Here is a 23,750-nt window from a genome sequence, read left to right as displayed (position 1 = left end):
CGGCCCCCGCGCCTCGAAGTGACGCCGGTCACTGGAGAGGCACGCCTCGACGCCATGAACTTAGGTTAGGCTTACCTAAGTTGATCCCCGTATGGACCGTCCCTCGGAGGACCCCCACATGCGCTCGCACCTGCTCAATGGCCTCACCGCGGAGCACTACCGCCGCTCCGTGACCGAAGGAGTCGAGCGGGTGGCGGCCAAACTCGCCACCACCGACCGTCCGTTCACCGGCGTCACCGTGGACGCCCTCGCCCCCCGCATCGACGGGATCGACCTCGACCGTCCACTGGGGGACACCGCCGCCGTCCTGGACGAACTGGAGGACGTCTACCTGCGGGACGCCGTCTACTTCCACCACCCCCGCTACCTCGCCCATCTCAACTGCCCGGTCGTGATCCCGGCGGTGCTCGGCGAGGCCGTGCTCTCGGCGGTCAACTCCTCGCTGGACACCTGGGACCAGTCCGCCGGCGGCACCCTCATCGAGCGCAAACTCATCGACTGGACGGCCGCCCGCATCGGCCTCGGCCCGGCCGCCGACGGCGTCTTCACCTCCGGCGGCACCCAGTCCAACCTCCAGGCCCTGCTCCTCGCCCGGGAGGAGGCCAAGAGCGACAGCCTCGCCCGACTGCGCATCTTCGCTTCCGAGGTCAGCCACTTCAGCGTGCAGAAGTCCGCCAAACTGCTCGGCCTCGGGCCGGACGCCGTCGTCGCGATCCCCGTCGACCACGACAAGCGCATGCAGACGGTCGGCCTCGCCCACGAACTCGAGCGCTGCGCGAAGGACGGCCTGGTCCCCATGGCCGTCGTCGCCACCGCCGGCAGCACCGACTTCGGCTCCATCGACCCGCTGCCGGAGATCGCCGAGCTGTGCGCCCGGCACGGCGTCTGGATGCACGTGGACGCGGCCTACGGCTGCGGACTGCTCACCTCACTGAAGTACCGGGACCGCATCGACGGCATCGAGCGCGCCGACTCCGTCACCGTCGACTACCACAAGTCGTTTTTCCAGCCGGTCAGTTCCTCCGCCGTACTGGTCCGGGACGCGGCCACCCTGCGGCACGCCACCTACCACGCCGAGTACCTCAACCCGCGCCGCATGGTGCAGGAACGTATTCCCAACCAGGTGGACAAGTCCCTCCAGACCACCCGCCGCTTCGACGCCCTCAAGCTGTGGATGACCCTGCGCACGATGGGCGCCGACGGCATCGGACAGCTCTTCGACGAGGTGTGCGACCTGGCCCGGGCGGGCTGGCAGCTGCTGGCGGCCGACCCCCGCTACGACGTCGTCGTCGAGCCCAGCCTGTCCACCCTCGTCTTCCGGTACATCCCGGCAGCCGTCACCGACCCGGCCGAGACCGACCGCGCCAACCTCTACGCCCGCAAGGCCCTGTTCGCCTCCGGCGACGCCGTGGTCGCGGGCACCAGGGTGGCCGGCCGCCAGTACCTGAAGTTCACCCTGCTCAACCCCGAGACCACGACGGCCGACATCGCCGCCGTCCTCGATCTGATCGCCGGCCACGCCGAGCAGTACCTGGGAGTGTCCCTTGACCGCGCGTCCTGAAAGCCCGACCAAGACCTACGACTTCGTGGGGATCGGGCTCGGCCCCTTCAACCTCGGCCTCGCCTGCCTCACCGAACCGATCGCCGAACTGGACGGCGTCTTCCTGGATTCCAAGCCGGATTTCGAGTGGCACGCCGGGATGTTCCTGGACGGCGCGCACCTCCAGACCCCGTTCATGTCGGACCTGGTCACCCTGGCCGACCCGACCTCGCCGTACTCCTTCCTGAACTACCTGAAGGAGAAGGGCAGACTGTACTCGTTCTACATCCGCGAGAACTTCTACCCGCTGCGGGTCGAGTACGACGACTACTGCCGCTGGGCGGCCGGCAAGCTGAGCAGCGTCCGCTTCGGCACCACGGTCACCGAGGTGACGTACGAGGACGAGCTGTACGCCGTCCGCACCGAGGCCGGGGACACCTACCGCGCCCGCCACCTGGTCCTCGGCACGGGCACGGCCCCCTACGTCCCGCCGGCCTGCCAGGGACTGGACGGGGACGTCCTGCACACCTCCCAGTACATGCACCGCAAAGCGGAGTTGCGGAAGAAGAAGTCCGTCACGGTCGTCGGCAGCGGCCAGAGCGCGGCCGAGATCTACCACGAGCTGCTCGCCGAGATCGACGTGCACGGCTACCAGCTCAACTGGGTCACCCGCTCCCCGCGGTTCTTCCCGCTGGAGTACACCAAGCTGACCCTGGAGATGACCTCCCCGGACTACATCGACTACTTCCGCGCGCTGCCCGAGGAGACCCGCTACCGGCTGGAGATACAACAGAAGGGCCTGTTCAAGGGCATCAACGCGGACCTGATCGACTCGATCTTCGACCTGCTCTACCAGAAGCACGTGGAGAGCGGCGACCGCCCGGTCCCGACCCGGCTGCTCACCAACTCCACGCTGCGCACGGCGACGTACCAGGACGGCACGTACGCCCTGGGCCTGCACCAGGACGAGCAGGACAAGGACTTCGAGATCCGCACGGAGGGCCTGGTCCTGGCCACCGGCTACCACTACACGCCGCCGGCCTTCCTCGCCCCGGTCCAGGGCCGCCTCCGCTTCGACGGCCGGGGCCGCTTCGACGTCGCCCGCAACTACGCCATCGACGTCACCGGCCGTGGCGTCTTCCTCCAGAACGCCGGCGTCCACACCCACAGCATCACCAGCCCCGACCTGGGCATGGGGGCCTACCGCAACTCGTACATCATCCGCGAGCTGCTCGGCACCGAGTACTACCCGGTCGAGAAGACCATCGCGTTCCAGGAGTTCGCCGTATGACTTTCACCTTCCGTACCGTCGATCCGCTGAAGGACGGCGAACTGCTGCACTCCTGGGTGACCCACCCCAAGGCGGCCTTCTGGATGATGCGGGACGCGAAACTCGAGGACGTCGAGCGCGCCTACATGGAGATCGCGGCGGACGAGCACCACCACGCGCTGCTCGGACTGCGCGACGGCCAACCCGCCTTCCTGATGGAGAAGTACGACCCCGCGCACCGGGAACTGGTGGGGCTGTACGAACCGCGGCCCGGTGACGTCGGCATGCACTTCCTGACCCCCGCCACGGACACCCCCGAGCACGGTTTCACCAAGGCCGTCATCACCGCCGTCATGGCCCGCCTCTTCGAGGACCCGGCCGTGGAGCGCGTCGTCGTCGAGCCGGACGTCCGCAACAAGGCCGTGCACGCCCTGAACGAGGCCGTCGGCTTCGTGGCCGAGCGGGAGATCGACAAGCCGGAGAAGCGGGCCCTGCTCAGTTTCTGCACCCGCGAACAGTTCCGGAAGGCGGTGACCGTATGACCCTCGCCGACGCCGTGGCCCACCTGTCCCCCGAGCGCTGGGCGACCGCCAACCGGCTGCTGCTGCGCAAGGCGCTCGCCGAGTTCGCGCACGAGCGCCTGATCACGCCCGAGGAGGAGGGCGACCGGTACGCCGTCCGCAGCGACGACGGGCTCACCTGCTACCGGTTCAGCGCCGTACGCCGGGCCCTGGACCACTGGCAGATCGACCCCGCGTCGATCACCCGGCACCGTGACGGCGCGCAACTGCCGCTGGTGGCACTGGACTTCTTCATCGAGCTGAAGGACGCCCTGGGGCTGAGCGACGAGATCCTGCCGGTCTACCTGGAGGAGATCTCCTCCACCCTCTCGGGCACCTGCTACAAGCTCACCAAGCCCCGCGTCACCTCCGCGGAGCTCGCGTCGAGCGGCTTCCAGGCGATCGAGACCGGGATGACCGAGGGACACCCGTGCTTCGTCGCGAACAACGGGCGGCTCGGCTTCGGCATCCACGAGTACCTGTCGTACGCGCCCGAGACGGCGAGCCCGGTCCGGCTGGTGTGGCTGGCCGCGCACCGCTCGCGGGCCGTGTTCACGGCGGGCGTCGGGATCGAGTACGAGTCGTTCCTGCGGGAGGAGCTGGGCGAGGAGACGGTGCGGCGGTTCCGCGCCGCCCTCACCGGCCAGGGCCTCGACCCCGCCGACTACCTGTTCATACCCGTCCACCCCTGGCAGTGGTGGAACAAGCTCAGTGTCACGTTCGCCGCCGAGGTGGCCCGCCGCCACCTCGTCTGCCTCGGTGAGGGCGACGACGAGTACCTGGCCCAGCAGTCGATCCGGACCTTCTTCAACGCCAGCGCCCCGCACAAGCACTACGTGAAGACCGCCCTGTCGGTCATCAACATGGGCTTCATGCGGGGTCTGTCGGCCGCCTACATGGAGGCGACCCCGGCCATCAACGACTGGCTGGCCCAGCTCATCGAGAACGACCCGGTGCTGAAGTCGACCGGTCTCACGATCATCCGCGAGCGGGCCGCCGTCGGCTACCGGCACCTGGAGTACGAGCGGGCCACCGACCGCCACTCCCCCTACCGCAAGATGCTGGCCGCGCTGTGGCGGGAGAGCCCGGTGCCCTCGCTCCAGGACGGCGAGTCCCTCGCGACCATGGCCTCCCTGCTGCACGTGGACCACCAGGGCGCCTCCTTCGCCGGTGCGCTGATCGCCCGCTCCGGCCTGACGCCCACCGCGTGGCTGCGCGGGTATCTGCGGGCCTACTACACCCCGTTGCTGCACAGCTTCTACGCCTACGACCTGGTGTTCATGCCGCACGGCGAGAACGTCATCCTGGTCCTGAAGGACGGCGTGGTGCGGCGGGCGGTCTACAAGGACATCGCCGAGGAGATCGCCGTCATGGCCCCGGACGCGGCGCTGCCGCCCGAGGTGCGGCGGATCCGTGTCGAGGTCCCGGAGGACAAGAAGCTGCTGTCCGTCTTCACGGACGTCTTCGACTGCTTCTTCCGTTTCCTCGCCGCCCATCTCGCCACCGAGGGCATCCTGGAGGAGGACGGCTTCTGGCGCACGGTCGCCGAGGTCACCCGCGAGTACCAGGAGGCGCACCCCGAACTGGCCGAGAAGTTCCGCCAGTACGACATGTTCGCCCCCGAGTTCGCACTGTCCTGCCTCAACCGGCTCCAGCTGCGCGACAACAAGCAGATGGTGGACCTCGCCGATCCGTCCGGCGCGCTCCAGCTGGCCGGGAACCTGAAGAACCCCCTCTCCGGGTTCTGATCCCCGGCAGACGGACGGGCACCCCGGAGACGGTCCTGCGGGGTGCCCGTCAGCATGTGGTCAGCGCTTCGGCCAGGGCACCTGCGGCGACCGGTAGTAGTGGATGCCGAGGGCGTCCCAGCGCGGCCCCTGCGCGGCCAGCCGCACCTGGTAGGCGTTCCAGTCATGGCCTGCCGCCGGCGACCAGCCCAGCTCGGCCGCTCCGGCGAGCCGCGGGAACGCCAGGTACTCGATGTCGGCGGACCTCTTCACGGTCTCCGTCCACAGGGGCGCCTCGACCCCCTTGACGGCCGAGGCGGGAACACCGGCGAGATAGGCGCCCGGGTTCCAGTCGTAGGACCGCCTCACCTCCACCAGACCCGCCCAGTCCGTGCCGAGTTTCGTCGTCCTCGTGTACTTCATGTCGAGGTAGAGCCGGTCGGCCGGGGACAGGATCAGCCCGGTGCCCTTCCGGGCCGCCTCGGCCACCTGTGCCTTCTCCGCCGCGCCGGTGCCGTCCAGGCCCCAGTACTGGGCGAGGGCGCCTCGGGCCGGATGGGCGCCGGTGAGCTGGTGCCAGCCGATGACCGTCTTGCCGTACCGGGCGACGACCGGCTGCACGCGGTCCATGAACCTCACGTAGTCGGTGTGGCCGGTGGAGTGCGCCTCGTCACCGCCGATGTGCAGATAGCGGCCGGGGGTGAGGGCGGCCAGCTCCCGGACCACGTCGTCCACGAAGTCGTAGGTGACCCCCTTGGACACGCACAGCGAGCTGAAGCCGACCTGGGTGCCCGTGTACAGCGGGGGCGCGGTGCCGTCGCAGTTGAGCTTGGCGTAGGAGGCGAGGGCCGCGTTGGTGTGGCCGGGCATGTCGATCTCGGGCACGACCTCCAGATAGCGGGAGGCCGCGTAGCGGACGATCTCCCGGTAGTCGGCCTTGGTGTAGTGGCCGCCCCGGCCGCCGCCGACCTGGGTGGAGCCGCCGTAGGAGGCCAGGCGCGGCCAGGAGTCGACCGCGATGCGCCAGCCCTGGTCGTCGCTGAGGTGCAGATGCAGCTCGTTGACCTTGTAGAGGGCCAACTGGTCGATGTAGCGCTTGACCTGGGCGACCGTGAAGAAGTGCCGGGAGACGTCCAGCATGGCGCCCCGGTAGGCGTAGCGGGGGCGGTCCTGCACGGTGCCGCCGGTGATCTGCCAGGGGCCGCGCTGGACGGTCTTCTTCTCGACGGCCGCCGGGAGGAGCTGGCGCAGGGTCTGGACGCCGTGGAAGAGCCCGGCGGGGGTGCTCGCGGTGAGGGTCACGCCACCGGCGCCGCTGTGCAGCCGATACCCCTCGGCGCCGAATTCACCTGCTGCCAGGCGGAGTTGGATGCCACCGGTGCCGTGGTCGGTGACCGCCAGCGGGTAGCCGGTGGAGGGTCGCAGGATGCCGGCCAGGTAGGCACCGACCCGCTGGACCTCGGCGGAGCCGTCGACATGGATGCCGGTCGCGCGGGTGATGCGGTACGGCGTCCCGCCCGGCGAGACCGAGGCGGGTGCCGGGACCACCCGGCCCAGCGGGACCGGAGCGGCGGCCCGCGCCTCGGGGGCCGCGCCGAGGGTGAGGACGCCGGCCGCCGCGAGCAGCAGCAGGGATCCGAGGACGCGGGGGGTTCGGGGAGTCGTGCTGTGGTTCCGTCTCACATGCGCTCCCTTCAGATGTGGTCGACCGTCAGATGTGGTCGAGACCACTGTCCCGCAGATCGGGTGGAACAACCCCCCGCGTGGCCGGAATCCCCCCGACAGGACGGCATCTGGCCGTCGGCGGCGATGCCGTGCGGGTCACCTCCCGGCCGGGACAGGGACGCGGGCCGGCTCCGCCGCGAGCCGGGCGGGTCGCGCCGGGGTGCCGGCGAGGGAGGGGTTCGCCCCGGCCGGGCAGGCGTTCCTCCAGCGTGCGCGAGGACCGCCCGCCCCCCGGACGCCTACTTGGCCCTGCGGGACACCGTGAAGTGGTCGATGCGGTTGCCGGTCTCGGCGATGCCCGACACCCTCAGCGTGGTCTGGCGGCCCCGCGGCGCGGGCGTGACGTCCACGCGCAGGAAGGAGTAGTTGAGGTAGCGCACCCGGGACCAGCCGACGGTCTCGTCGACCTTGCCGTCCTTGGTGTTGATGAAGGAGGCCACGGAGTCGGTCTCGTGCTCGTGGCCCTCGTAGGAGTCCGGGGCGGAGAAGGCGTACAGACTGCGGCCCGCGGCGCCCGCGGTGACGTAGACCACACCCTCGGTCTCGGGGTAGGCCGTGCCGCCGATCGGCAGCTTCTTGGTGACCTTGTCGCCCTTGATGACGTCGGTGCGCTCGTACTGGTGGTTGTGGCCGTTGATGACCAGGTCCACCGTGTACTTCTCGAACAGCGGCACCCACTCCTGGCGCACACCCCCCTCCGAGGCGTGCGCGGTGGAGGTGCAGTAGGCGCAGTGGTGGAAGAAGACGACGATGAAGTCGACGTCCTTCGCCGCCCGGTACTTCTTCAGCTGGGCTTCCAGCCATGTCGTCTGGGTTCCGCCGGAGATGCCCAGGTTTGCCGGTATCTCGAAGGAGATGTCGTTGGCGTCGAGGGAGATGACCGCCGTGTTGCCGTAGACGAAGGAGTAGACGCCCGGCAGGTTCTTCTTGTCGGGCCCGTTGTCCGGGAGGGTCCAGCGGGCTTCCTCGCCGCCGTAGCCGTTGGGCGAGTACCAGGCCTCCATGTCGTGGTTGCCGTACGCCGGCATCCACGGGACCTGCTTGGCGACCGACTCCGTCTGGTACAGGAACTGGTCCCAGGTGCGCGAGTCGAACCCGGTGTCGGTGGTCTTGCCCGCGCCGGAGGGGTCGCCGTAGGCGATGTCACCGGCGTGCAGGTGGAAGGCCGGGTTCTGGCCGAGGATCAGAACGTTGTTGGCCAGGCCGTGATAGCCGACACCCTCGTCGCCGAAGGCGGTGAAGGTGAACGGCGCCTTGTGGGCCGGGGCGGTGGTGAAGGTGCCCACGGTGCCCAGCAGGCGCGGCTCGGCCGGGTCGAAGCCCTGGTGGCCGACGCCGTAGTAGTAGGTCCTGCCGGGGCGCAGGTGGGTGAGCTTGGCGTGCAGGTAGTACTGGGTGTGGTCGCCGCTCGCGCCGACACCGGCCGGAGTGTAGAGGGTGCGCACCTCGGCCTCGATCTTGCGCGAGAGGTCCCACGGGTGGGCGCCGACGCGGATGAACGGCTTCTTGACGGCGACCGGCACCTGCCAGGAGACGGTGATCTCGGTGCGCGGGTCGTTGCCCCAGGCCAGGTGGCGGCCGAAGGGCGCGACGAGGGAGCCGTCGACCGTCTCGGAGGCGGAGGAGGTGCCCTGCGTGGGCACGGCGGCCTGGGCGGTGGCGCCCGGCACGAACGCGCCACCCGTGACGGCGCCGAGCGTGACCGCGCCGCCCCTGATCATGGTGCGCCGCGAGAATCTGGCGCGCAGGTACTCATGCTGCTCGGCCATGCTCATGCGCTCGGCCAGCTTCTCGGGTACGCCCATACGAGGAATGTCCATGGCGTCTGAAACTCGCCGGTTCGGGCAACGAGACGCAAGACACAGGATGGACAGTCCGCGAACAAAGATCCATAAGAGTTTCAATAGCCCTCTGCCCGAAATCGGGCACGATTCTTGCGAAACGGCCGCCGGTGCCCCAGGATCTACCGGGTGCACGACGAACTTCTTGATCACCTGACGCGGTCCACGGCCCTGAACCGGGGCGAGGCGCTACGGGTGGTCCAGGACGTGCTCGCCTATTTCGACGAGACGACCCAGGAGTTCGTCCGTCGCCGCCACCGCGAGCTCCAGGCCCAGGGCCTGGTGAACGCGGAGATCTTCGGACGGATCGAGGCGGACCTGAAATACCGGGCGGTGGCGCCGCCGGAGCTGACGCTCAGGCAGCTGCGCCGCATGGTCTACGGCTGAGAACAGCCGGACCGGACCAGCGACAGCCAAGGGATACCTCTATACATGTGCGGAATTGTCGGTTACATCGGGAAGCGTGACGTCGCTCCTCTCCTCCTGGAGGGCCTGCAGCGGCTGGAGTACCGCGGCTACGACTCCGCGGGCATCGTCGTCACCTCCCCGAAGACGCCCGGCCTGAAGATGGTCAAGGCCAAGGGCCGGGTGCGCGACCTGGAGGCCAAGGTCCCGGCGCGCTTCAAGGGCACCACCGGCATCGCCCACACCCGCTGGGCCACCCACGGCGCCCCCTCCGACCTGAACGCCCACCCGCACATGTCGGCCGACAGCAAGGTCGCCGTCGTCCACAACGGCATCATCGACAACGCCGCCGACCTGCGCCGCAAGCTGGAGGCGGACGGTGTCGAGTTCCTCTCCGAGACCGACACCGAGGTCCTCGTCCACCTCATCGCCCGCTCGGGCGCCGAGAAGCTGGAGGACAAGGTCCGCGAGACCCTCCGGGTGGTCGAGGGCACGTACGGCATCGCCGTGATGCACGCCGACTTCAACGACCGCATCGTGGTGGCCCGCAACGGCTCCCCGGTGGTCCTCGGCATCGGCGAGAAGGAGATGTTCGTCGCGTCCGACATCGCCGCCCTGGTCGCCCACACCCGGCAGATAGTGACCCTCGACGACGGCGAGATGGCCACCCTCAAGGCCGACGACTTCCGTACGTACACCACCGAGGGCACCCGTACCACCGCCGAGCCGACCACCGTGGAGTGGGAGGCGGCCTCGTACGACATGGGCGGCCACGACACCTACATGCACAAGGAGATCCACGAGCAGGCCGACGCCGTGGACCGTGTGCTGCGCGGGCGCATCGACGACCGGTTCTCCACCGTGCACCTCGGCGGCCTCAACCTGGACGCCCGCGAGGCCCGGCAGATCCGCCGCGTGAAGATCCTCGGCTGCGGCACCTCGTACCACGCGGGCATGATCGGCGCCCAGATGATCGAGGAACTGGCCCGCATCCCCGCCGACGCGGAGCCCGCCTCCGAGTTCCGGTACCGCAACGCGGTGGTCGACCCCGACACCCTGTACATCGCGGTCTCCCAGTCCGGTGAGACGTACGACGTCCTCGCGGCCGTGCAGGAGCTCAAGCGCAAGGGCGCCCGGGTCCTCGGCGTGGTCAACGTGGTCGGCTCGGCGATCGCCCGTGAGGCGGACGGCGGCATCTACGTGCACGCGGGCCCGGAGGTCTGCGTGGTGTCCACCAAGTGCTTCACCAACACCACGGTCGCCTTCGCCCTGCTCGCCCTGCACCTGGGCCGCACCCGCGACCTCTCCGTCCGCGACGGCAAGCGGATCATCGAGGGGCTGCGCAAGCTGCCCGACCAGATCACCGAGATCCTCAAGCAGGAAGAGGACATCAAGCAGCTGGCGGAGACCTACGCCGACGCCCGCTCGATGCTCTTCATCGGCCGTGTCCGGGGCTACCCGGTGGCCCGCGAGGCGTCCCTGAAGCTGAAGGAGGTCTCCTACATCCACGCCGAGGCGTACCCGGCCTCCGAGCTCAAGCACGGACCGCTGGCCCTCATCGAGCCGGCCCTCCCCACGGTCGCGATCGTCCCCGACGACGACCTGCTGGAGAAGAACCGCGCGGCGCTGGAGGAGATCAAGGCGCGCGAGGGCAAGATCCTCGCCGTGGCCCACCAGCACCAGGAGAAGGCCGACCAGACGATCCTCGTCCCGAAGAACGAGGACGAACTGGACCCGATCCTGATGGGCATCCCGCTCCAGCTCCTCGCCTACCACACGGCGCTGGCCCTGGGCCGCGACATCGACAAGCCGCGGAACCTCGCGAAGTCGGTGACGGTCGAGTAGGACGCACCCCCGGCTAGGGACGCGGGGAACCGCGCCCCCTCAGGGGGCACAGGGAACCGCACGCCGCCAGGCGCACGGAGGACCGCGCCCCGCAAGGGGCGCGGGGAACCGCGCGAGCAGCCACAACGCACCCGCACGGGCGCGACAACGGAACGGACCCCCACGTGTGCCACCAGACACGCGGGGGTCCTTCCAGTGCCGCTGAGTGTCAGCCGGTGGCCGTCACCCCCCGGCCGGCGGCACGCCCGGAAAGGGCTGTCGGCCAGTGCGCGAGCGCCGCGGTCGCCGCGTACCAGGCCACCGCCCCCGACACGACGGCCACCCAGCCCCCGGCCTTCGCGAGAGCGGAACTGTCGGTGAAGGCCGCGACGGCCAGCACCACCATCGCCAGGAACAGCAGCCCGTACATGACCTGTCCGAGGCCGTCCCCGCCCGCGAGGGTCAGAGTCAGAGCCACGAGGGCGAACAGAAGCAGGAACAGCCCGGCCGCGTCGGCGGACGAGTGACCGCCGGCCGCCCAGGTGAACCACAGCGCGCCGAGGGCCACGAAGCCGGTGCCGGACACGCCGTCGCCGCCGCGGAAGGCCACCAGGCCGACGAGGAACAGGGCAACTCCGCCCACGTAGTGGGCCACTGAGACGGCGTCGGACGTGGCCACGCCGTCGATGACACCGGTCGTACCGAGCCCGAACGCCAACAGGGTGATCCCCAGGGCGAGTCGGCCGACCACAACAGTGCTTCCGTTTCCCGCGGAGACTTCGTTGTCCACGGCGGGCTCCCTTCGTGCTGTGCAGTTGCGCGGTGACCGGTATATGCCCTTCACAAGGGCACAACCCACCTCTACGCGCGAGTAGTTTCGCGTTGCACAAAGGGAGTTGGAGGGGGCGGGTGACGCGGGTCAGGGGATGACGATCACGGGCCGCTTCGCCCGTTTGGCGAGCCGCCCCGCGACGGAGCCGAAGATCCGGCCGACGATGCCGTGCGTGGAGCCCACGACGATCGCGTCGGCCTCGTACTCCCGGCCCACCTCTTCGAGTTCGTGGCAGATGTCCCCGCCCCGCTCGACCAGGATCCACGGAACCTCGGCCAGGTACTCCGCACAGGCCAGTTCCAGCCCCAGGACCTCGGTGCGGTGGTCCGGCACGTCGACGAAGACGGGCGGCTCGCAGCCGGCCCACACGGTCGTGGGCAACCGGTTGGCGACATGCACGATGATCAGGCCGGAGTGGGAGCGGTGGGCCATGCCGATCGCGTAGGCGAGGGCGCGCTCGCTCGAGGTGGAGCCGTCGAAGCCGACGACGACTCCGTGCCGGAAGGCGGGGTCGCAGGAAGGGCGTGACTCTTCCGCCGCCAGGGGATCGGCCGCCGTGGGATCGGCGACCGGCCGCTTGCGGTCCGCGGGTTCGAAGAATTCGTGACCGGCCATGACTGTCTCGGCGTTGTGATCCTTTAGGGAGGGACGACAGTGTGCGGCGGAGCTGTGTCCGGGAAACATCTTCCCAAGCCCATACCCCCAAGGGTACGGCGGCACGCCTCCTGAGCACAGATACCGCGCACGCTCCGTGAGCGGCTCCCCCGACGTCCGTAGGGGTTCACCGGAGCATGCACGAGCCGCGCCCGTAACGCAATGGTTGCTGCCCCGTACAGGCGGTTTGCACGGGATTCACAGAAGTACCGTCGGTGACCGACCGGTCGAACGGGCGTTGAACCGGGGTGAGCCACCGCCACAGGGAGTACGAGATGCCCGGACCCGGATCCAGCAGCGAACCGCGCCCCGCGCCGGACACCGCGAGCGATGTGATCCGCTGGGCCGCCTTCAGCTGCGTGCTCGTGCCCGTGGTGCTGCTCTGGTACGGCACCTCGCTGGCCGGCGCGGCGGGAACCGCGCTGGGCCTCGCCGCCGTCACGGCTGTGTGCCGGGTGCTGCTGCGCCGCTCGGAGCGGGGTGCCGCGCGTTGCGCCGCGCAAAGAGGCGGACGTCACACGCGAGGGCAGACACCGGTCGACTGACCTGTTTCCGCGCCTCTAAGCGCTGGTTTTCGGCCAACTTCTGGATATCGACCAGGAGGGGTCCCGACCACCCCCCAACCCCCGTTCCACCTGCACGGAAAGGGTCCAGGGACCGCTGCGCACCCTACGCGGTTTGGCCACTGCGACAAGGCGCACTTCCCTGCACGCCTCACGAGTGCAACGCTTCGTGATCGAATGCTTCACGCCAAGTTGTCATGTCGACAATGTCCGGCGTGTCGAACTGGTCACCGCGGGATCGCGGGACCCAGTAAATTCGATCTTGACTGTTGTACGGCGGGGGACTCGTGCAGGACCGAGGGGAAACGTGCAGGAGCGACACAACCGAGGAGCCGCGACCACCGAGGGGGGCTTAGCAGGATGAGCCACGACTCCACTGCCGCGCCGGATGCCGCGGCCCGGAAACTCTCCGGGCGACGCCGCAAGGAGATCGTCGCGGTGCTGCTGTTCAGCGGCGGTCCCATTTTCGAGAGTTCCATTCCGCTGTCGGTGTTCGGGATCGACCGCCAGGACGCCGGCGTGCCGCGCTACCGCCTGTTGGTGTGTGCCGGCGAGGAAGGCCCGCTGCGGACCACAGGGGGCCTGGAACTCACCGCGCCGCATGGACTGGAGGCGATCTCCCGCGCCGGGACGGTCGTCGTACCGGCCTGGCGTTCGATCACATCACCGCCACCGGAGGAAGCACTCGACGCGCTGCGCCGGGCACACGAGGAAGGCGCCCGCATCGTCGGGCTGTGCACGGGCGCTTTCGTGCTCGCGGCGGCCGGACTGCTGGACGGCCGCCCGGCGACCACCCACTGGATGTACGCACCGACGCTGGCCAAGCGCTATCCGTCGGTGCACGTCGATCCACGGGAGCTGTTCGTCGACGACGGCGACGTGCTCACATCGGCGGGTACGGCGGCCGGAATCGATCTCTGTCTCCACATCGTGCGGACGGACCACGGCAACGAGGCGGCCGGTGCGCTCGCCCGGCGCCTGGTGGTCCCGCCGCGCCGGTCGGGCGGCCAGGAGCGCTATCTCGACCGGTCTTTACCGGAGGAGATCGGCGCCGACCCGCTCGCCGAGGTCGTCGCCTGGGCGCTGGAACACCTCCACGAGCAGTTCGACGTGGAGACGCTGGCGGCACGCGCCTATATGAGCCGCCGTACGTTCGACCGCCGTTTCCGCTCGCTGACCGGAAGCGCTCCGCTGCAATGGCTGATCACACAGCGGGTGCTCCAGGCGCAGCGGCTGCTGGAGACGTCGGACTACTCCGTGGACGAGGTGGCGGGCCGGTGCGGCTTCCGCTCCCCCGTCGCGCTGCGCGGGCACTTCCGCCGTCAGCTCGGCTCGTCCCCCGCCGCCTACCGGGCCGCCTACCGGGCCCGCCGGCCGCAGGGCGACAGGCCGGGTGAGACGGAGCCGGCGATGCCGGCGCCCGGACAGCAGGGCGCGCCCGCGGGCCTGCCCGGCCCCGGGCCGGTGCCCCCGGCCTCCGCCCTGCTGCACGACCACCGGGACGGCGGGGTGCCGATGCAGAGCCGTCGGGCCGCGGCCGGCGCGGTGGGCCTGCTGCCGGGGCCGCGCAGCGGCAGCTGAGGGACGGCCGGACAGGGAAACGAAGGGGGCGGAGCCGGACTCCGCCCCCTTCGCCGTGTCCGCGCACCGAGAGGTCGCCGCACGGTCGGTCCAGCTCAGCGCCGCTCACCGTAAGGTGAGACACATGAACGATCGCATGGTGTGGATCGACTGCGAGATGACCGGCCTCTCGCTGTCCGACGACGCGCTCATCGAGGTGGCCGCCCTCGTCACCGACTCCGAGCTGAACGTACTCGGCGAAGGGGTGGACATCGTCATCCGCCCGCCGGCCCGGGCACTGGAGACGATGCCGGAGGTGGTGCGTCAGATGCACACCGCGTCCGGGCTCCTCGCGGAGCTTGACCACGGCACGACCCTGGAGGACGCCCAGGAGCAGGTGCTGGCGTACGTGAAGGAGTACGTGAAGGAGCCCGGCAAGGCACCGTTGTGCGGCAACTCCGTGGGCACCGACCGGGGCTTCCTGCTGCGGGACATGCCGACCCTGGAGGAGTACCTCCACTACCGGATCGTCGACGTGTCCTCGATCAAGGAGCTGGCCCGCCGCTGGTACCCGCGGGCGTACTTCAACAGCCCGGAGAAGAACGGCAACCACCGGGCCCTCGCCGACATCCGTGAGTCGATCGCCGAGCTGCGCTACTACCGCGAGGCCGTCTTCGTGCCGCAGCCCGGCCCGGACTCCGACACGGCGAAGGCGATCGCCGCCAAGCACGTCCTGCCCGCGCAGTAGCCCGCCCGCGGGCCCCCGGGCCCCGCGGGAGCCGGCGAAGGGATCACGAAGGGGCCCGCGCGAAAACCTGTGCGCGAGCACCCCTTCGGACCCTGTAGACTTCTTCTCGGCCGGTCGGGGAAACGACAAGTTCCACCACCGGTCATGGTGGGTGTAGCTCAGCTGGTAGAGCACCTGGTTGTGGTCCAGGATGCCGCGGGTTCGAGTCCCGTCACTCACCCTGAGTCAGCAGCCGGTGACTCCGTCGCGAGACGGAGTCACCGGCTGCTGCGTTTTCCGGGGGCGGCGCGGGCCGCCTCGGCCGCCCCGGGGCGCGCGCCGTTCACGACGACGCCCGGACCACCAGCTCCGTGGGCAGCACCGCCTGCCGCCGCTCCGGCTCGCCGGACGCGGCCGGCCGGCGGCCGGCGATCTCCGCGAGCAGGAAGTCGATCATCGCGCGGCCCATCTCCTCGATCGGCTGACGGACGCTGGTGAGCGGCGGGTCCATGTGGCGGGCGATGGCGGAGTCGTCGTACCCGACCAGGGCGACGTCGTCGGGGATGCGGCGGCCCGCCTCGCGCAGCACCTGCCGGGCGCCGGCCGCCATCACGTCCGAGCCGGCGAAGACCGCGTCCAGGTCGGGATGGCGGGACAGCAGGGTCGTCATCGCGCGGCGGCCCCCCTCCTCGGTGAAGTCACCCGCCTCGATGAGGAGTTCGTCCACCGCGTGGCCGGCGTCGCGCAGGGCGTCGCGGTAGCCGGCCACGCGGCGCTCGGCGCCGTAGACGTCCAGCCGGCCGGTGATGTGCGCGATCCGGCGGCGGCCCCGGCTCAGCAGGTGCTCCACCGCCGAGCGGGCGCCGCCGTAGTTGTCCGAGTCCACCGAGGTGAGCGACTCGGCCGCCGAGCGCGGGCCGCTGATCACGGCCGGGATCTCCAACTGGGCCAGCAGATCGGGCAGCGGGTCGTCGGCGTGCACCGAGACCAGCAGGACGCCGTCGACGCGGTGGGCCGCCAGGTACTGGGCCAGACGCTGCCGTTCCCGGTCGCTGCCGGCGAAGATCAGCAGCAACTGCATCTCGGTGTCGGAGAGTTCCGCGCCGACCCCGCGCAGCATGTCGGAGAAGTACGGCTCGGCGAAGAACCGGGTCTCCGGCTCGGGAACGACCAGGGCGATGGCGTCGGTACGGTTGGCCGCGAGGGCTCGGGCCGCGGTGTTGGGGACGTAGCCGAGCTCGGCGACGGCCGCCTCGACGGCGGCGCGGGTGGTGTCGCTGACCCGGGGCGAGCCGTTGATCACCCGGGAGACCGTGCCCCGGCCGACCCCGGCCCGGGCGGCGACCTCTTCCAGGGTCGGCCGCCGGCCGCCCCGGCCCCTCACACCGTTGCCCGCCATAGTCGCCGCCTTCCGCTCACCGCCGTCAGGCCAGGAATGTAACAGCCGTGACGGCGGTGCCCTCGATTCCGGCGGCTGCGGCGGGCGGGACCGGAGCCCGGGTCACGCCCGCCGTCCGGCGCAGGTCAGCCGGGCAGGGCGTTGCCGCGGATCACCTCGGCGTACCAGTGGGCGCTGTCCTTCGGGATGCGGCGCTGGGTGGGGTAGTCGACGTAGACGGCGCCGAAGCGCTTGGAGTAGCCGTAGGACCACTCGAAGTTGTCCAGCAGTGACCACAGGAAGTAGCCGCGCACGTCGGCGCCGTCGGCGATGGCGCGGCGGACGGCGTCCAGGTGGGCATGCAGATAGGCGATCCGCTGGGGGTCGGCGACCCGTCCCTCGGGGGAGACGTAGTCGTCGAACGCGGCGCCGTTCTCGGTGACCATGAGCGGCAGTCGCGGATGCGAGGCCGCCAGTCCGGTCAGCAGTGTGTGCAGTCCGTCCGCGTCGATGGCCCAGTTCATCGCGGTCAGGTCGGCATTGGCGAGGTGGAAGGCGATGTGCTCGGAACCGGTCCACGGCGAGTGGTCGCTCGCGCCGTGGCCGTCGTTCCCGGTGCTCGCGGCTCCGTCGGCGGGCAGGGAGACCACGGTCGGCGAGTAGTAGTTGACGCCGAGCACGTCGATGGGCCGGGAGATCTCCGCCAGGTCCCCGTCGCGCACCAGCCGGCCCCAGTCGACCAGGTGCGCGGTGTCGGCCAGCAGGTCCTCGGGGTAGGCGCCGTCCAGGAGGGGGCCGGTGAAGATCCGGTTGCCGACCGCGTCGATGCGGCGCGCGGCCTCGGCGTCGTCGGGGCTGCCGGTGAGCGGGCGCACCTGGTGCAGGTTCAGGGTGATGGAGGTCTGGGCGGTGGCCGGCAGGGCGGCGCGCAGGGCGCCGACGGCCTGGCCGTGGGCCAGGTTCAGGTGGTGCGCGGCACGCAGCGTGGCGGCCGGATCGGTCCGCCCCGGCGCGTGGACGCCGGAGCCGTACCCCAGGAACGCCGAGCACCAGGGTTCGTTGAGGGTGGTCCACGTCCCGACCCGGTCGCCGAGAGCGCGGGCCACGAGATCGGCGTAGTCGGCGAAGCGGTGGGCGGTGTCACGGTGCGGCCAGCCGCCCACGTCCTCCAGTTCCTGCGGCAGATCCCAGTGGTAGAGGGTGGCGACCGGGGTGATGCCCGCCTCCAGGAGCGCGTCGGTGAGGCGGCGGTAGAAGTCCAGACCGCGTTCGACGGCGGGCCCGCGGCCGGTGGGCTGGACCCGGGACCAGGAGACGGAGAACCGGTACGCCTTGAGGCCGAGGTCCTTCATCAGCGCCACGTCGTCGCGGTACCGGTGGTAGTGGTCGGCGGCGATGTCACCGGTGTCGCCGTTGCGGACCTTGCCGGGGGTGTGGCTGAAGGTGTCCCAGATGGACGGGGTGCGGCCGTCCTCGGCGGCGGCGCCCTCCACCTGGTAGGCGGCGGTGGCGGCACCCCAGACGAAGCCGGTCGGGAAGGACGGTGCCGAGGCCGGCTGGGCCGTGATCTCGGGTCGTACGGCGGTCATCGTGAGAACGCTCCCAAGGGGGTCGGAAACGGGCGGCGGACGGCGGTCCGGCGGTGCGGGAGTAAGAGAGAGGAGGGCGGAGGCAGGAGAGAAAGGGGGCGGGACGCGGTGCGCGGATCCGGGCGGAGCGCCCGGTCCGGTACGGCCCACCGCGGGGCGGTCTCAGGGGCGGTCGGTACCGGACCGGACACGCGGGGCGGGCCGGCGGGGCCAGGTGCGCGCCGGCCACGGGACGGGCCGGCGGGATCGGGTGCGCGCCGGCCACGGGGCGGGCCGGCACCGTGGCGGCCGGCCCGGCGGGCCGTCTCAGCCCTTGACCGCGCCCGCCATGATCCCGCCGACGATCTGCTTGCCGAAGATCACGAAGACCACCAGCAGAGGCAGGGTGCTGATCAGCGCCCCGGCCATGACGATGCTCTGGTCCGGGGTGTACGAGGCACTGAGCTGGCCGAGCGCCACCTGGATGGTGGGGTTCTCCTGGTTCAGCGCGAGGAAGGGCCAGAAGAAGTCGTTCCACGCCTGGACGAAGGTGAGCATGCCCAGCACCATCATGGCGGGCCGGGCCACCGGGAGGACCACGCTCCACACGATGCGGAAGTTGCTCGCCCCGTCCACCTTGGCCGCCTCGATCAGCTCGTACGGCAGGGCCTCCACCAGGTACTGGCGCATGAAGAAGACCCCGAAGGCGCCGACCAGGGTCGGGAAGATCACCGACTCCAGCCTGCCGCCCCACCCGATGTCCGACATCATCATGAACAGCGGGACGACGCTGAGCTGCGGCGGGATCGTCAGCGTGGCGATGACCGCGGTCATCAGCGCGCCACGGCCGCGAAAGCGCATCTTGGCGAAGGCATAGCCGGCGAGGGTGCAGAAGAAGAGGGTGGCGGCGGTGATGCAGCCGGCCACGATGACGCTGTTGACGATGGCCTTGCCGAGGTGAGCCTGCTCCCAGGCCGCCTGGAGGTTGCCCCACAGCCTGCCGCCCGGCACGAGCGGTGGCGGGCTGTCCAGGACGCGCTGCTGATCGTGCGAGGCGGCCACCAGTGTCCAGTACAGCGGGAGGACCGAGCCGAGGCCGACGACGATCAGGGCGGCATAGGTGAACGGGCCGCCCCGCAACTGCTGGCCGGCTCCCACCCGGAAGCGGCCGGGGCCCTTGCCGGGGGCGGTGGGAAGCGGTGCCGGGCCGAGGTCCGGCACGGTCGTGGTGGGACTGGTCGTGGTCATCGATGTCGCTCCCGTCAGGCCGCGTTGTTGCGCACGAACCGGCCGACGATCCAGTTGATCAGGGCGATGAGCAGCAGCAGGACGAGCATGGCCCAGGCCACGGCCGCTGCCGGACCCAGATGACCCAGCTTCCAGCCGTAGTTGAAGAGGTAGATGCTGAGCGTCTCGTACTGGTGCTCGCTGCCGCCGATCGAGCCGAGAGTGCCGCCCTGCAACAGCAGCGGCTCACCGAACAGCTGCATCGAGCCGATGGTGGAGATGACGATGGTGAACAGGATCGTCGGCCGCAGCGAGGGAACGGTCACCTTGCGGAACTGCTGCCAGCGCGACGCCCCGTCGATCGACGCGGCCTCGTACAGGTCGGTGGGGACCGCCTGCATGGCCGCCAGGTAGATGAGCGCGTTGTAGCCGGTCCAGCGCCAGATCACGATGACCGAGATGGCGATCTTGGAGGTCCACTCCCCGTTGCCCCACTCGATGTTGCCGGCGCCGAAGAAGTGCAGCACCCAGTTGAGGATGCCGCCGTCGGCGCGGAAGACCAGCGCGAAGACCAGGGCGGCGGTGGCCACCGAGGTGGCGTAGGGGGTGAGGATGACGGTCCGCCAGAACGTGCTGGCCCGCAGCTTGTAGTTGAGCAGGTGGGCCAGGCCCAGCGCCACCAGCAGCTGCGGGACGGTGGAGATGACACCGATGACGAAGGTGTTGAAGACGGCCGTCCAGAACTCGGAGTCCTGGAGGATCTTGGCGAAGTTGTCCCAGCCGACCCACTGGGACTGGTCGAGGCCCGTCATCTCCACCCGGTGCAGGGCGATCCAGCCGGTGTAGAGGAGCGGGTAGAGCCCGAAGGCACCGAAGATCAGGAAGAAGGGGGCGATGTAGGCGTACGGGGACACCTTGTCGTCGAAGCGCCACAGCCGGGCGCGCCATGTGCCGCGTCCGTTCGACGCGGCACCGGTGCCGCCTGGCGGCGGGGTGCAGGCACCCCGGGCGGGGGTTGTCGTTGCCACGGAGGGAGTCCTTCCCTGAAGGTTTCGGCCGGGTGGGGCGGCAGGCGCGTCCGGGACCGGGACCGGCCCGCCGCTCCCGGTGCCGGATCGGTACGGTGGCGAACGGCCCACGCCGCGGCCTGACGCGCGAGTGAGGCGAAGCCCGGCCGTCGGCTGCCGGGCCCCGCCGGGTGGTGCGGCGGCGCCGCCCGTTCGCCGGGCAGCGCTCACGTCGTCGAGCGCTCACCGGCGCGGTGCGGGCGCCTGGTGGGCCGCCGCGCCGGAGCGGCTAGCCGAGCGCCTTGTCGATGGACTCGCTCGCGGCCTTCCACGCGTCGGCGGACTCGGTGCCCCGCTGCTCCATGTTGTTGATCTGGGTGGAGATCGTGTCCTTGATCACGCCGTCCTTCGGGCCGAGCACCGCCTCGGGGATGGACTTGGCCTCCTCGGCGTAGATCTGCCCGATGGGGGCGTCGCCGAAGTACGCGAGTTTGGCGTTCTTCACGTCGGCCAGCTCGTAGGCGCCCTTGTTGGATGGGAAAACCCCGATCGCCTTGAACACCGCGGCCTGCTGCTCGGGGGCGGTCAGCCACTTGACCAGCTCCGTGGCCTCCTTGAGGTGCTTGCCGCTCTTCGGGACGGCCAGGAAGGAGCCGCCCCAGTTGGCCGCCGTCGAGCCGGGGGCACGGGAGATGTCCCACTTGCCCTTGTAGGCGTCACCGGAGTTGACGGAGATCTGGCCGGCCATCCACGCGGGGCAGGCCACGGTGGCCACCGTGCCCTTGCGCAGCGCCGCGTTCCAGGCGTCGGTGAACTGCGGCAGGCCCTGGCTCAGCTTCTTGTCGGCGGCCTCGGCGGCCAGGTCCCAGCCCTGCTTCACGGACTGGCTGTCCTTGTACACCGGCTTGCCGTCGGCGTCGTAGTACTGCTCGGAGGAGGAGCTGACGACCGCGTTGTACATGGCGGACGCGGAGTCCATGAAGTACGTGCCGGACGGCGCCTTCTTCTTGTACTGCTCACCGAGCCGAAGGTAGTCCTCCCAGCCGCCGGCGACGGCCTTGGCGACGGCCTCGCGGTCCGAGGGCAGGCCCGCCTTCTCGAAGAGGTCCTTGCGGTAGCACAGGGACATGGGGCCGATGTCGGTACCGGCGCCTATCACCGTGCCGTCCTCGGCGGTGGCCTGCTTCTCCTTCCAGGACACCCAGTCGCTGACGTCGATCGTCTTGCTGAGGTCGGCGAACTTGCCCGCCTGGGTGTCCACGACCTCCTTGATGCGCCCGACCTCGATGCCCGTGACGTCCGCGAGGCCACTGCCCGTGTTCAGCTGCTGCAGGAGCTTCGGGTAGTAGTCCTGCTCGTTGGCGGTGGTCTCTTCCTTGACCGTGATGTTCGGGTGCAGCTGGTGGTACTTGGCGAACAGATCGGCCTCCTTGTAGCCGAACTGCCCGAAGTCGGCCACCGTGAGGGTGATGTTCCCGTTGGCATCCGAGCTGTCCGAGTCGTCGTCGCTGCTGCAGCCGGTCAGCAGCAGGGCGGAGGCCGTCAGGACCGTCGTGGTCAGGGTCGCCGCTCTGCGGCCGTGACCGCCGCCGGTACGGGTGATGCGCATTCCACTACTCCTTGTTCCAGTGGGGAACGGGACCTCAGGAATCGGACCGCCGGGCCCGGCGGTCCGGACCTGCCCTCTCGGTTTTGAGCAGCGACTAGCCGACAGCACATGGCGTGCGGAGGAAAGGTGCTGGTCAACGGTGTGCCATGCAAGGTAGAGGGGAAGGCCATGGGTGGTTCGATCCGAACGGGAGAGACCCCCGGTCACCCCGTGGGACCGCTCCCACGCGGCATGCCGGAAGACTCGTTGGTGCCGGGCCGGGTGTCAAGACTTGAAGACGGCGTTGTTGCGTAAGCGTGTTCAGCGCGTCACGTGAACGTGTCGCGCGACACCGCGCGGCCGGCTCGCCCTTCGGCCGTGCGGTACCGCGTCGGGCCAGGTCACCGGCGGGTCCATCGGCGACTGCGGACAATTCGGCATCGGCGCGGGGTGGTTGCCGCACGCTCTGGTCCAGAATGAAGCGCTCTCCCCCCGACATGCCGGAAGGTGAACGATGAGCCCTGCCGAACCGCCGCAGCCGCCCAGAACCGCGGAGGCCCGGCGCCCGACGTTGAACGCCGTGGCCGCACGGGCCGGCGTGGGCCGCGGCACGGTCTCGCGGGTCATCAACGGCTCGCCGAAGGTCAGCGACCGGTCCCGGGCGGCCGTCGAGCGAGCGATCGCGGAACTCGGCTACGTCCCCAACCGTGCCGCCCGTTCGCTGGCCACGCGCCGCACGGACTCGGTCGCGCTGGTCGTGCCCGACGCCGAGAACCGGCTCTTCTCCGAACCGTACTTCTCGGGGATCATCCGGGGCGTGTCCGCCGGACTCGCCGACGCGGGGATGCAGTTGCTGCTGGTCCTCACGGGCGACGAGAAGGAGCACGGCCGGCTCGCCGCCTACCTCGCCGCCCAACGGGTGGACGGTGTACTGATGATGGCGGTCCACGGCGAGGACACGCTGCCCGACCGGCTCGACGAACTGGCCGTGCCGACCGTGCTGGCCGGGCGGCGCAGCGACCGGGAGCGGCTGGGCCATGTCCGCGCGGACAACCGGGGCGGCGCCCGGCTCGCCGTACGGCATCTGCTGGCGAGTGGCCGCCGGTCCATCGGCACCATCACGGGCCCCCTGGACATGGACGTGGCGAGGGCGCGGCTCGACGGCTACCGCGAGGCCCTGCGGGAGACCGGGGCCGCCGTCGAGGAGGACCTGGTCGCGGCGGGCGACTTCACGGAGGAGGGCGGGCGCGCGGCCATGCGGGAACTGCTGCACCGGCGCCCGGATCTGGACGCCGTCTTCGCCGCCTCCGACGTGATGGCCTTCGGCGCGGTGCAGGAACTGCGCGCGGTGGGCCGCCGGGTACCGCAGGACGTCGCGCTGATCGGTTTCGACGACTCGATCGTGGCCCGGCACGTCGACCCACCGCTGACCAGCGTCCGCCAGCCGCTGGAGGAGATGGGCCGGGCGATGGCGGGTCTCCTGCTGGAGGAGATCGCCCACCGCGGCACCGGACAGCGGGGCGTGGTCCTGCCGACCGAACTGGTGGTACGCGAGTCGGCCTGACGGGACGACACCCCGCACACACTCCGGCCCGCCCGCCTCCGCCGCCCACCGACCCGGCCCGCCCGGAGCAATCCCCTCGGCACACCGTTCCGGCCCGCCCGAATCGGCATCCTCCGCACATCGGTCCGCCCGCCCGGATCGACTCCCTCCACGCACCGGCCCGCCCGCCCGGATCGGCAGTCTCCACACA

Annotated in this window: 19 protein-coding genes and 1 tRNA gene; 11 read left to right on the top strand and 9 right to left on the bottom strand. The window is 70.4% G+C overall.

Annotation, left to right across the window (positions count from 1 at the left end; translation table 11 throughout):
• Window positions 1-118: 118 nt before the first annotated feature.
• Genes desA through ACIGYR_RS08395 form a run of 4 tightly spaced genes read left to right on the top strand, consistent with a single transcriptional unit; the run spans window position 119 to window position 5,118 of the window.
• Window positions 119-1,561, top strand: a complete 1,443-nt coding sequence (gene desA / locus ACIGYR_RS08410) for a lysine decarboxylase DesA (protein ID WP_399596266.1) — start codon at window positions 119-121, stop codon at window positions 1,559-1,561.
• On the top strand, window positions 1,545-2,831 hold the full coding sequence (locus tag ACIGYR_RS08405) for a lysine N(6)-hydroxylase/L-ornithine N(5)-oxygenase family protein (RefSeq protein WP_399596268.1): 1,287 nt from the start codon (window positions 1,545-1,547) through the stop codon (window positions 2,829-2,831). The genes desA and ACIGYR_RS08405 overlap by 17 nt, the downstream gene beginning before the upstream one ends.
• Window positions 2,828-3,352 carry a GNAT family N-acetyltransferase gene (locus ACIGYR_RS08400; protein ID WP_399596270.1) on the top strand — a complete coding sequence of 175 codons (525 nt, stop codon included), beginning with the start codon at window positions 2,828-2,830 and terminating at the stop codon, window positions 3,350-3,352. The genes ACIGYR_RS08405 and ACIGYR_RS08400 overlap by 4 nt, the downstream gene beginning before the upstream one ends.
• Entirely contained in the window at window positions 3,349-5,118 is a 1,770-nt protein-coding gene (locus tag ACIGYR_RS08395) for an IucA/IucC family protein (RefSeq protein ID WP_399596272.1), read from the top strand. Before ACIGYR_RS08400 ends, ACIGYR_RS08395 begins: the two co-directional genes overlap by 4 nt.
• A 60-nt stretch (window positions 5,119-5,178) precedes the next feature.
• Here ACIGYR_RS08395 and ACIGYR_RS08390 read toward each other — a convergent pair whose 3' ends face one another.
• Together ACIGYR_RS08390 and ACIGYR_RS08385 are read right to left on the bottom strand one after the other, a co-directional pair.
• The gene (locus ACIGYR_RS08390) at window positions 5,179-6,780 is read right to left on the bottom strand and encodes a beta-N-acetylhexosaminidase (RefSeq protein WP_399596273.1); all 1,602 of its coding nucleotides are present in this window, start codon (window positions 6,778-6,780) and stop codon (window positions 5,179-5,181) included.
• Window positions 6,781-7,061: 281 nt separating this feature from the next.
• Window positions 7,062-8,627 carry a fibronectin type III domain-containing protein gene (locus tag ACIGYR_RS08385; protein ID WP_399596275.1) on the bottom strand — a complete coding sequence of 522 codons (1,566 nt, stop codon included), beginning with the start codon at window positions 8,625-8,627 and terminating at the stop codon, window positions 7,062-7,064.
• A gap of 165 nt (window positions 8,628-8,792) precedes the next feature.
• On the opposite strand from ACIGYR_RS08385, the gene ACIGYR_RS08380 reads away from it, so the two are divergent.
• Both ACIGYR_RS08380 and glmS read left to right on the top strand, forming a co-directional pair.
• On the top strand, window positions 8,793-9,050 hold the full coding sequence (locus ACIGYR_RS08380; protein WP_391845245.1) for a hypothetical protein: 258 nt from the start codon (window positions 8,793-8,795) through the stop codon (window positions 9,048-9,050).
• Between the two features lie 45 nt (window positions 9,051-9,095).
• Window positions 9,096-10,913, top strand: coding sequence for a glutamine--fructose-6-phosphate transaminase (isomerizing) (glmS, locus tag ACIGYR_RS08375; protein ID WP_391845244.1), 1,818 nt, complete (start codon window positions 9,096-9,098; stop codon window positions 10,911-10,913).
• Window positions 10,914-11,121: 208 nt separating this feature from the next.
• Here glmS and ACIGYR_RS08370 read toward each other — a convergent pair whose 3' ends face one another.
• Together ACIGYR_RS08370 and ACIGYR_RS08365 are read right to left on the bottom strand one after the other, a co-directional pair.
• Window positions 11,122-11,682, bottom strand: a complete 561-nt coding sequence (locus tag ACIGYR_RS08370; RefSeq protein WP_399596278.1) for a GPR1/FUN34/YaaH family transporter — start codon at window positions 11,680-11,682, stop codon at window positions 11,122-11,124.
• Between the two features lie 129 nt (window positions 11,683-11,811).
• Window positions 11,812-12,339, bottom strand: a complete 528-nt coding sequence (locus tag ACIGYR_RS08365; RefSeq protein WP_391845240.1) for a universal stress protein — start codon at window positions 12,337-12,339, stop codon at window positions 11,812-11,814.
• Window positions 12,340-12,653: 314 nt separating this feature from the next.
• Between ACIGYR_RS08365 and ACIGYR_RS08360 the strand changes: the two genes are divergently transcribed.
• The 4 genes from ACIGYR_RS08360 (at window position 12,654) to ACIGYR_RS08345 (ending at window position 15,469) form a co-directional block, all read left to right on the top strand.
• Entirely contained in the window at window positions 12,654-12,923 is a 270-nt protein-coding gene (locus ACIGYR_RS08360; protein ID WP_391845239.1) for a hypothetical protein, read from the top strand.
• A 378-nt stretch (window positions 12,924-13,301) separates the two neighbouring features.
• Window positions 13,302-14,522 (top strand): helix-turn-helix domain-containing protein, encoded by a 1,221-nt coding sequence (locus ACIGYR_RS08355; protein ID WP_391845237.1) that lies wholly within the window; start codon window positions 13,302-13,304, stop codon window positions 14,520-14,522.
• A 124-nt stretch (window positions 14,523-14,646) separates the two neighbouring features.
• The gene (gene orn / locus ACIGYR_RS08350; RefSeq protein WP_399596280.1) at window positions 14,647-15,249 is read left to right on the top strand and encodes an oligoribonuclease; all 603 of its coding nucleotides are present in this window, start codon (window positions 14,647-14,649) and stop codon (window positions 15,247-15,249) included.
• A gap of 147 nt (window positions 15,250-15,396) precedes the next feature.
• A tRNA-His gene (locus ACIGYR_RS08345) sits at window positions 15,397-15,469 on the top strand.
• Between the two features lie 102 nt (window positions 15,470-15,571).
• Here ACIGYR_RS08345 and ACIGYR_RS08340 read toward each other — a convergent pair.
• From ACIGYR_RS08340 to ACIGYR_RS08320, 5 genes are all read right to left on the bottom strand, one after another.
• Complete coding sequence (locus ACIGYR_RS08340) at window positions 15,572-16,627, bottom strand: LacI family DNA-binding transcriptional regulator (protein WP_399596282.1); 1,056 nt, start codon at window positions 16,625-16,627, stop codon at window positions 15,572-15,574.
• Between the two features lie 125 nt (window positions 16,628-16,752).
• The gene (locus ACIGYR_RS08335) at window positions 16,753-18,195 is read right to left on the bottom strand and encodes a GH1 family beta-glucosidase (RefSeq protein ID WP_399596283.1); all 1,443 of its coding nucleotides are present in this window, start codon (window positions 18,193-18,195) and stop codon (window positions 16,753-16,755) included.
• Between the two features lie 306 nt (window positions 18,196-18,501).
• Window positions 18,502-19,422: a carbohydrate ABC transporter permease gene (locus ACIGYR_RS08330; protein WP_391845230.1), complete on the bottom strand. Its 921-nt coding sequence runs from the start codon at window positions 19,420-19,422 to the stop codon at window positions 18,502-18,504.
• Between the two features lie 14 nt (window positions 19,423-19,436).
• Window positions 19,437-20,429 carry a carbohydrate ABC transporter permease gene (locus ACIGYR_RS08325; protein ID WP_399596284.1) on the bottom strand — a complete coding sequence of 331 codons (993 nt, stop codon included), beginning with the start codon at window positions 20,427-20,429 and terminating at the stop codon, window positions 19,437-19,439.
• A 268-nt stretch (window positions 20,430-20,697) separates the two neighbouring features.
• Complete coding sequence (locus ACIGYR_RS08320) at window positions 20,698-22,017, bottom strand: ABC transporter substrate-binding protein (RefSeq protein WP_399596285.1); 1,320 nt, start codon at window positions 22,015-22,017, stop codon at window positions 20,698-20,700.
• A gap of 493 nt (window positions 22,018-22,510) precedes the next feature.
• On the opposite strand from ACIGYR_RS08320, the gene ACIGYR_RS08315 reads away from it, so the two are divergent.
• The gene (locus ACIGYR_RS08315; protein WP_399596286.1) at window positions 22,511-23,560 is read left to right on the top strand and encodes a LacI family DNA-binding transcriptional regulator; all 1,050 of its coding nucleotides are present in this window, start codon (window positions 22,511-22,513) and stop codon (window positions 23,558-23,560) included.
• Window positions 23,561-23,750: the final 190 nt, after the last annotated feature.

The organism is Streptomyces sp. NPDC053076, assembly GCF_044546845.1.
GTDB lineage: Bacteria > Actinomycetota > Actinomycetes > Streptomycetales > Streptomycetaceae > Streptomyces.
Note: the sequence above shows the minus strand (reverse complement) of the source record. Positions and strands in the feature narration are given on the sequence as shown.

What these genes read in the sequence shown, in the direction of transcription:
- desA (WP_399596266.1), top strand. Translation starts at nt 119, where the DNA reads ATGCGCTCGCACCTGCTCAATGGCCTCACCGCGGAGCACTACCGCCGC.
- ACIGYR_RS08400 (WP_399596270.1), top strand. Translation starts at nt 2,828, where the DNA reads ATGACTTTCACCTTCCGTACCGTCGATCCGCTGAAGGACGGCGAACTG.
- ACIGYR_RS08395 (WP_399596272.1), top strand. Translation starts at nt 3,349, where the DNA reads ATGACCCTCGCCGACGCCGTGGCCCACCTGTCCCCCGAGCGCTGGGCG.
- ACIGYR_RS08385 (WP_399596275.1), bottom strand. Translation starts at nt 8,627, where the DNA reads ATGGGCGTACCCGAGAAGCTGGCCGAGCGCATGAGCATGGCCGAGCAG.
- glmS (WP_391845244.1), top strand. Translation starts at nt 9,096, where the DNA reads ATGTGCGGAATTGTCGGTTACATCGGGAAGCGTGACGTCGCTCCTCTC.
- ACIGYR_RS08365 (WP_391845240.1), bottom strand. Translation starts at nt 12,339, where the DNA reads ATGGCCGGTCACGAATTCTTCGAACCCGCGGACCGCAAGCGGCCGGTC.
- ACIGYR_RS08360 (WP_391845239.1), top strand. Translation starts at nt 12,654, where the DNA reads ATGCCCGGACCCGGATCCAGCAGCGAACCGCGCCCCGCGCCGGACACC.
- ACIGYR_RS08355 (WP_391845237.1), top strand. Translation starts at nt 13,302, where the DNA reads ATGAGCCACGACTCCACTGCCGCGCCGGATGCCGCGGCCCGGAAACTC.
- orn (WP_399596280.1), top strand. Translation starts at nt 14,647, where the DNA reads ATGAACGATCGCATGGTGTGGATCGACTGCGAGATGACCGGCCTCTCG.
- ACIGYR_RS08340 (WP_399596282.1), bottom strand. Translation starts at nt 16,627, where the DNA reads ATGGCGGGCAACGGTGTGAGGGGCCGGGGCGGCCGGCGGCCGACCCTG.
- ACIGYR_RS08335 (WP_399596283.1), bottom strand. Translation starts at nt 18,195, where the DNA reads ATGACCGCCGTACGACCCGAGATCACGGCCCAGCCGGCCTCGGCACCG.
- ACIGYR_RS08330 (WP_391845230.1), bottom strand. Translation starts at nt 19,422, where the DNA reads ATGACCACGACCAGTCCCACCACGACCGTGCCGGACCTCGGCCCGGCA.
- ACIGYR_RS08320 (WP_399596285.1), bottom strand. Translation starts at nt 22,017, where the DNA reads ATGCGCATCACCCGTACCGGCGGCGGTCACGGCCGCAGAGCGGCGACC.
- ACIGYR_RS08315 (WP_399596286.1), top strand. Translation starts at nt 22,511, where the DNA reads ATGAGCCCTGCCGAACCGCCGCAGCCGCCCAGAACCGCGGAGGCCCGG.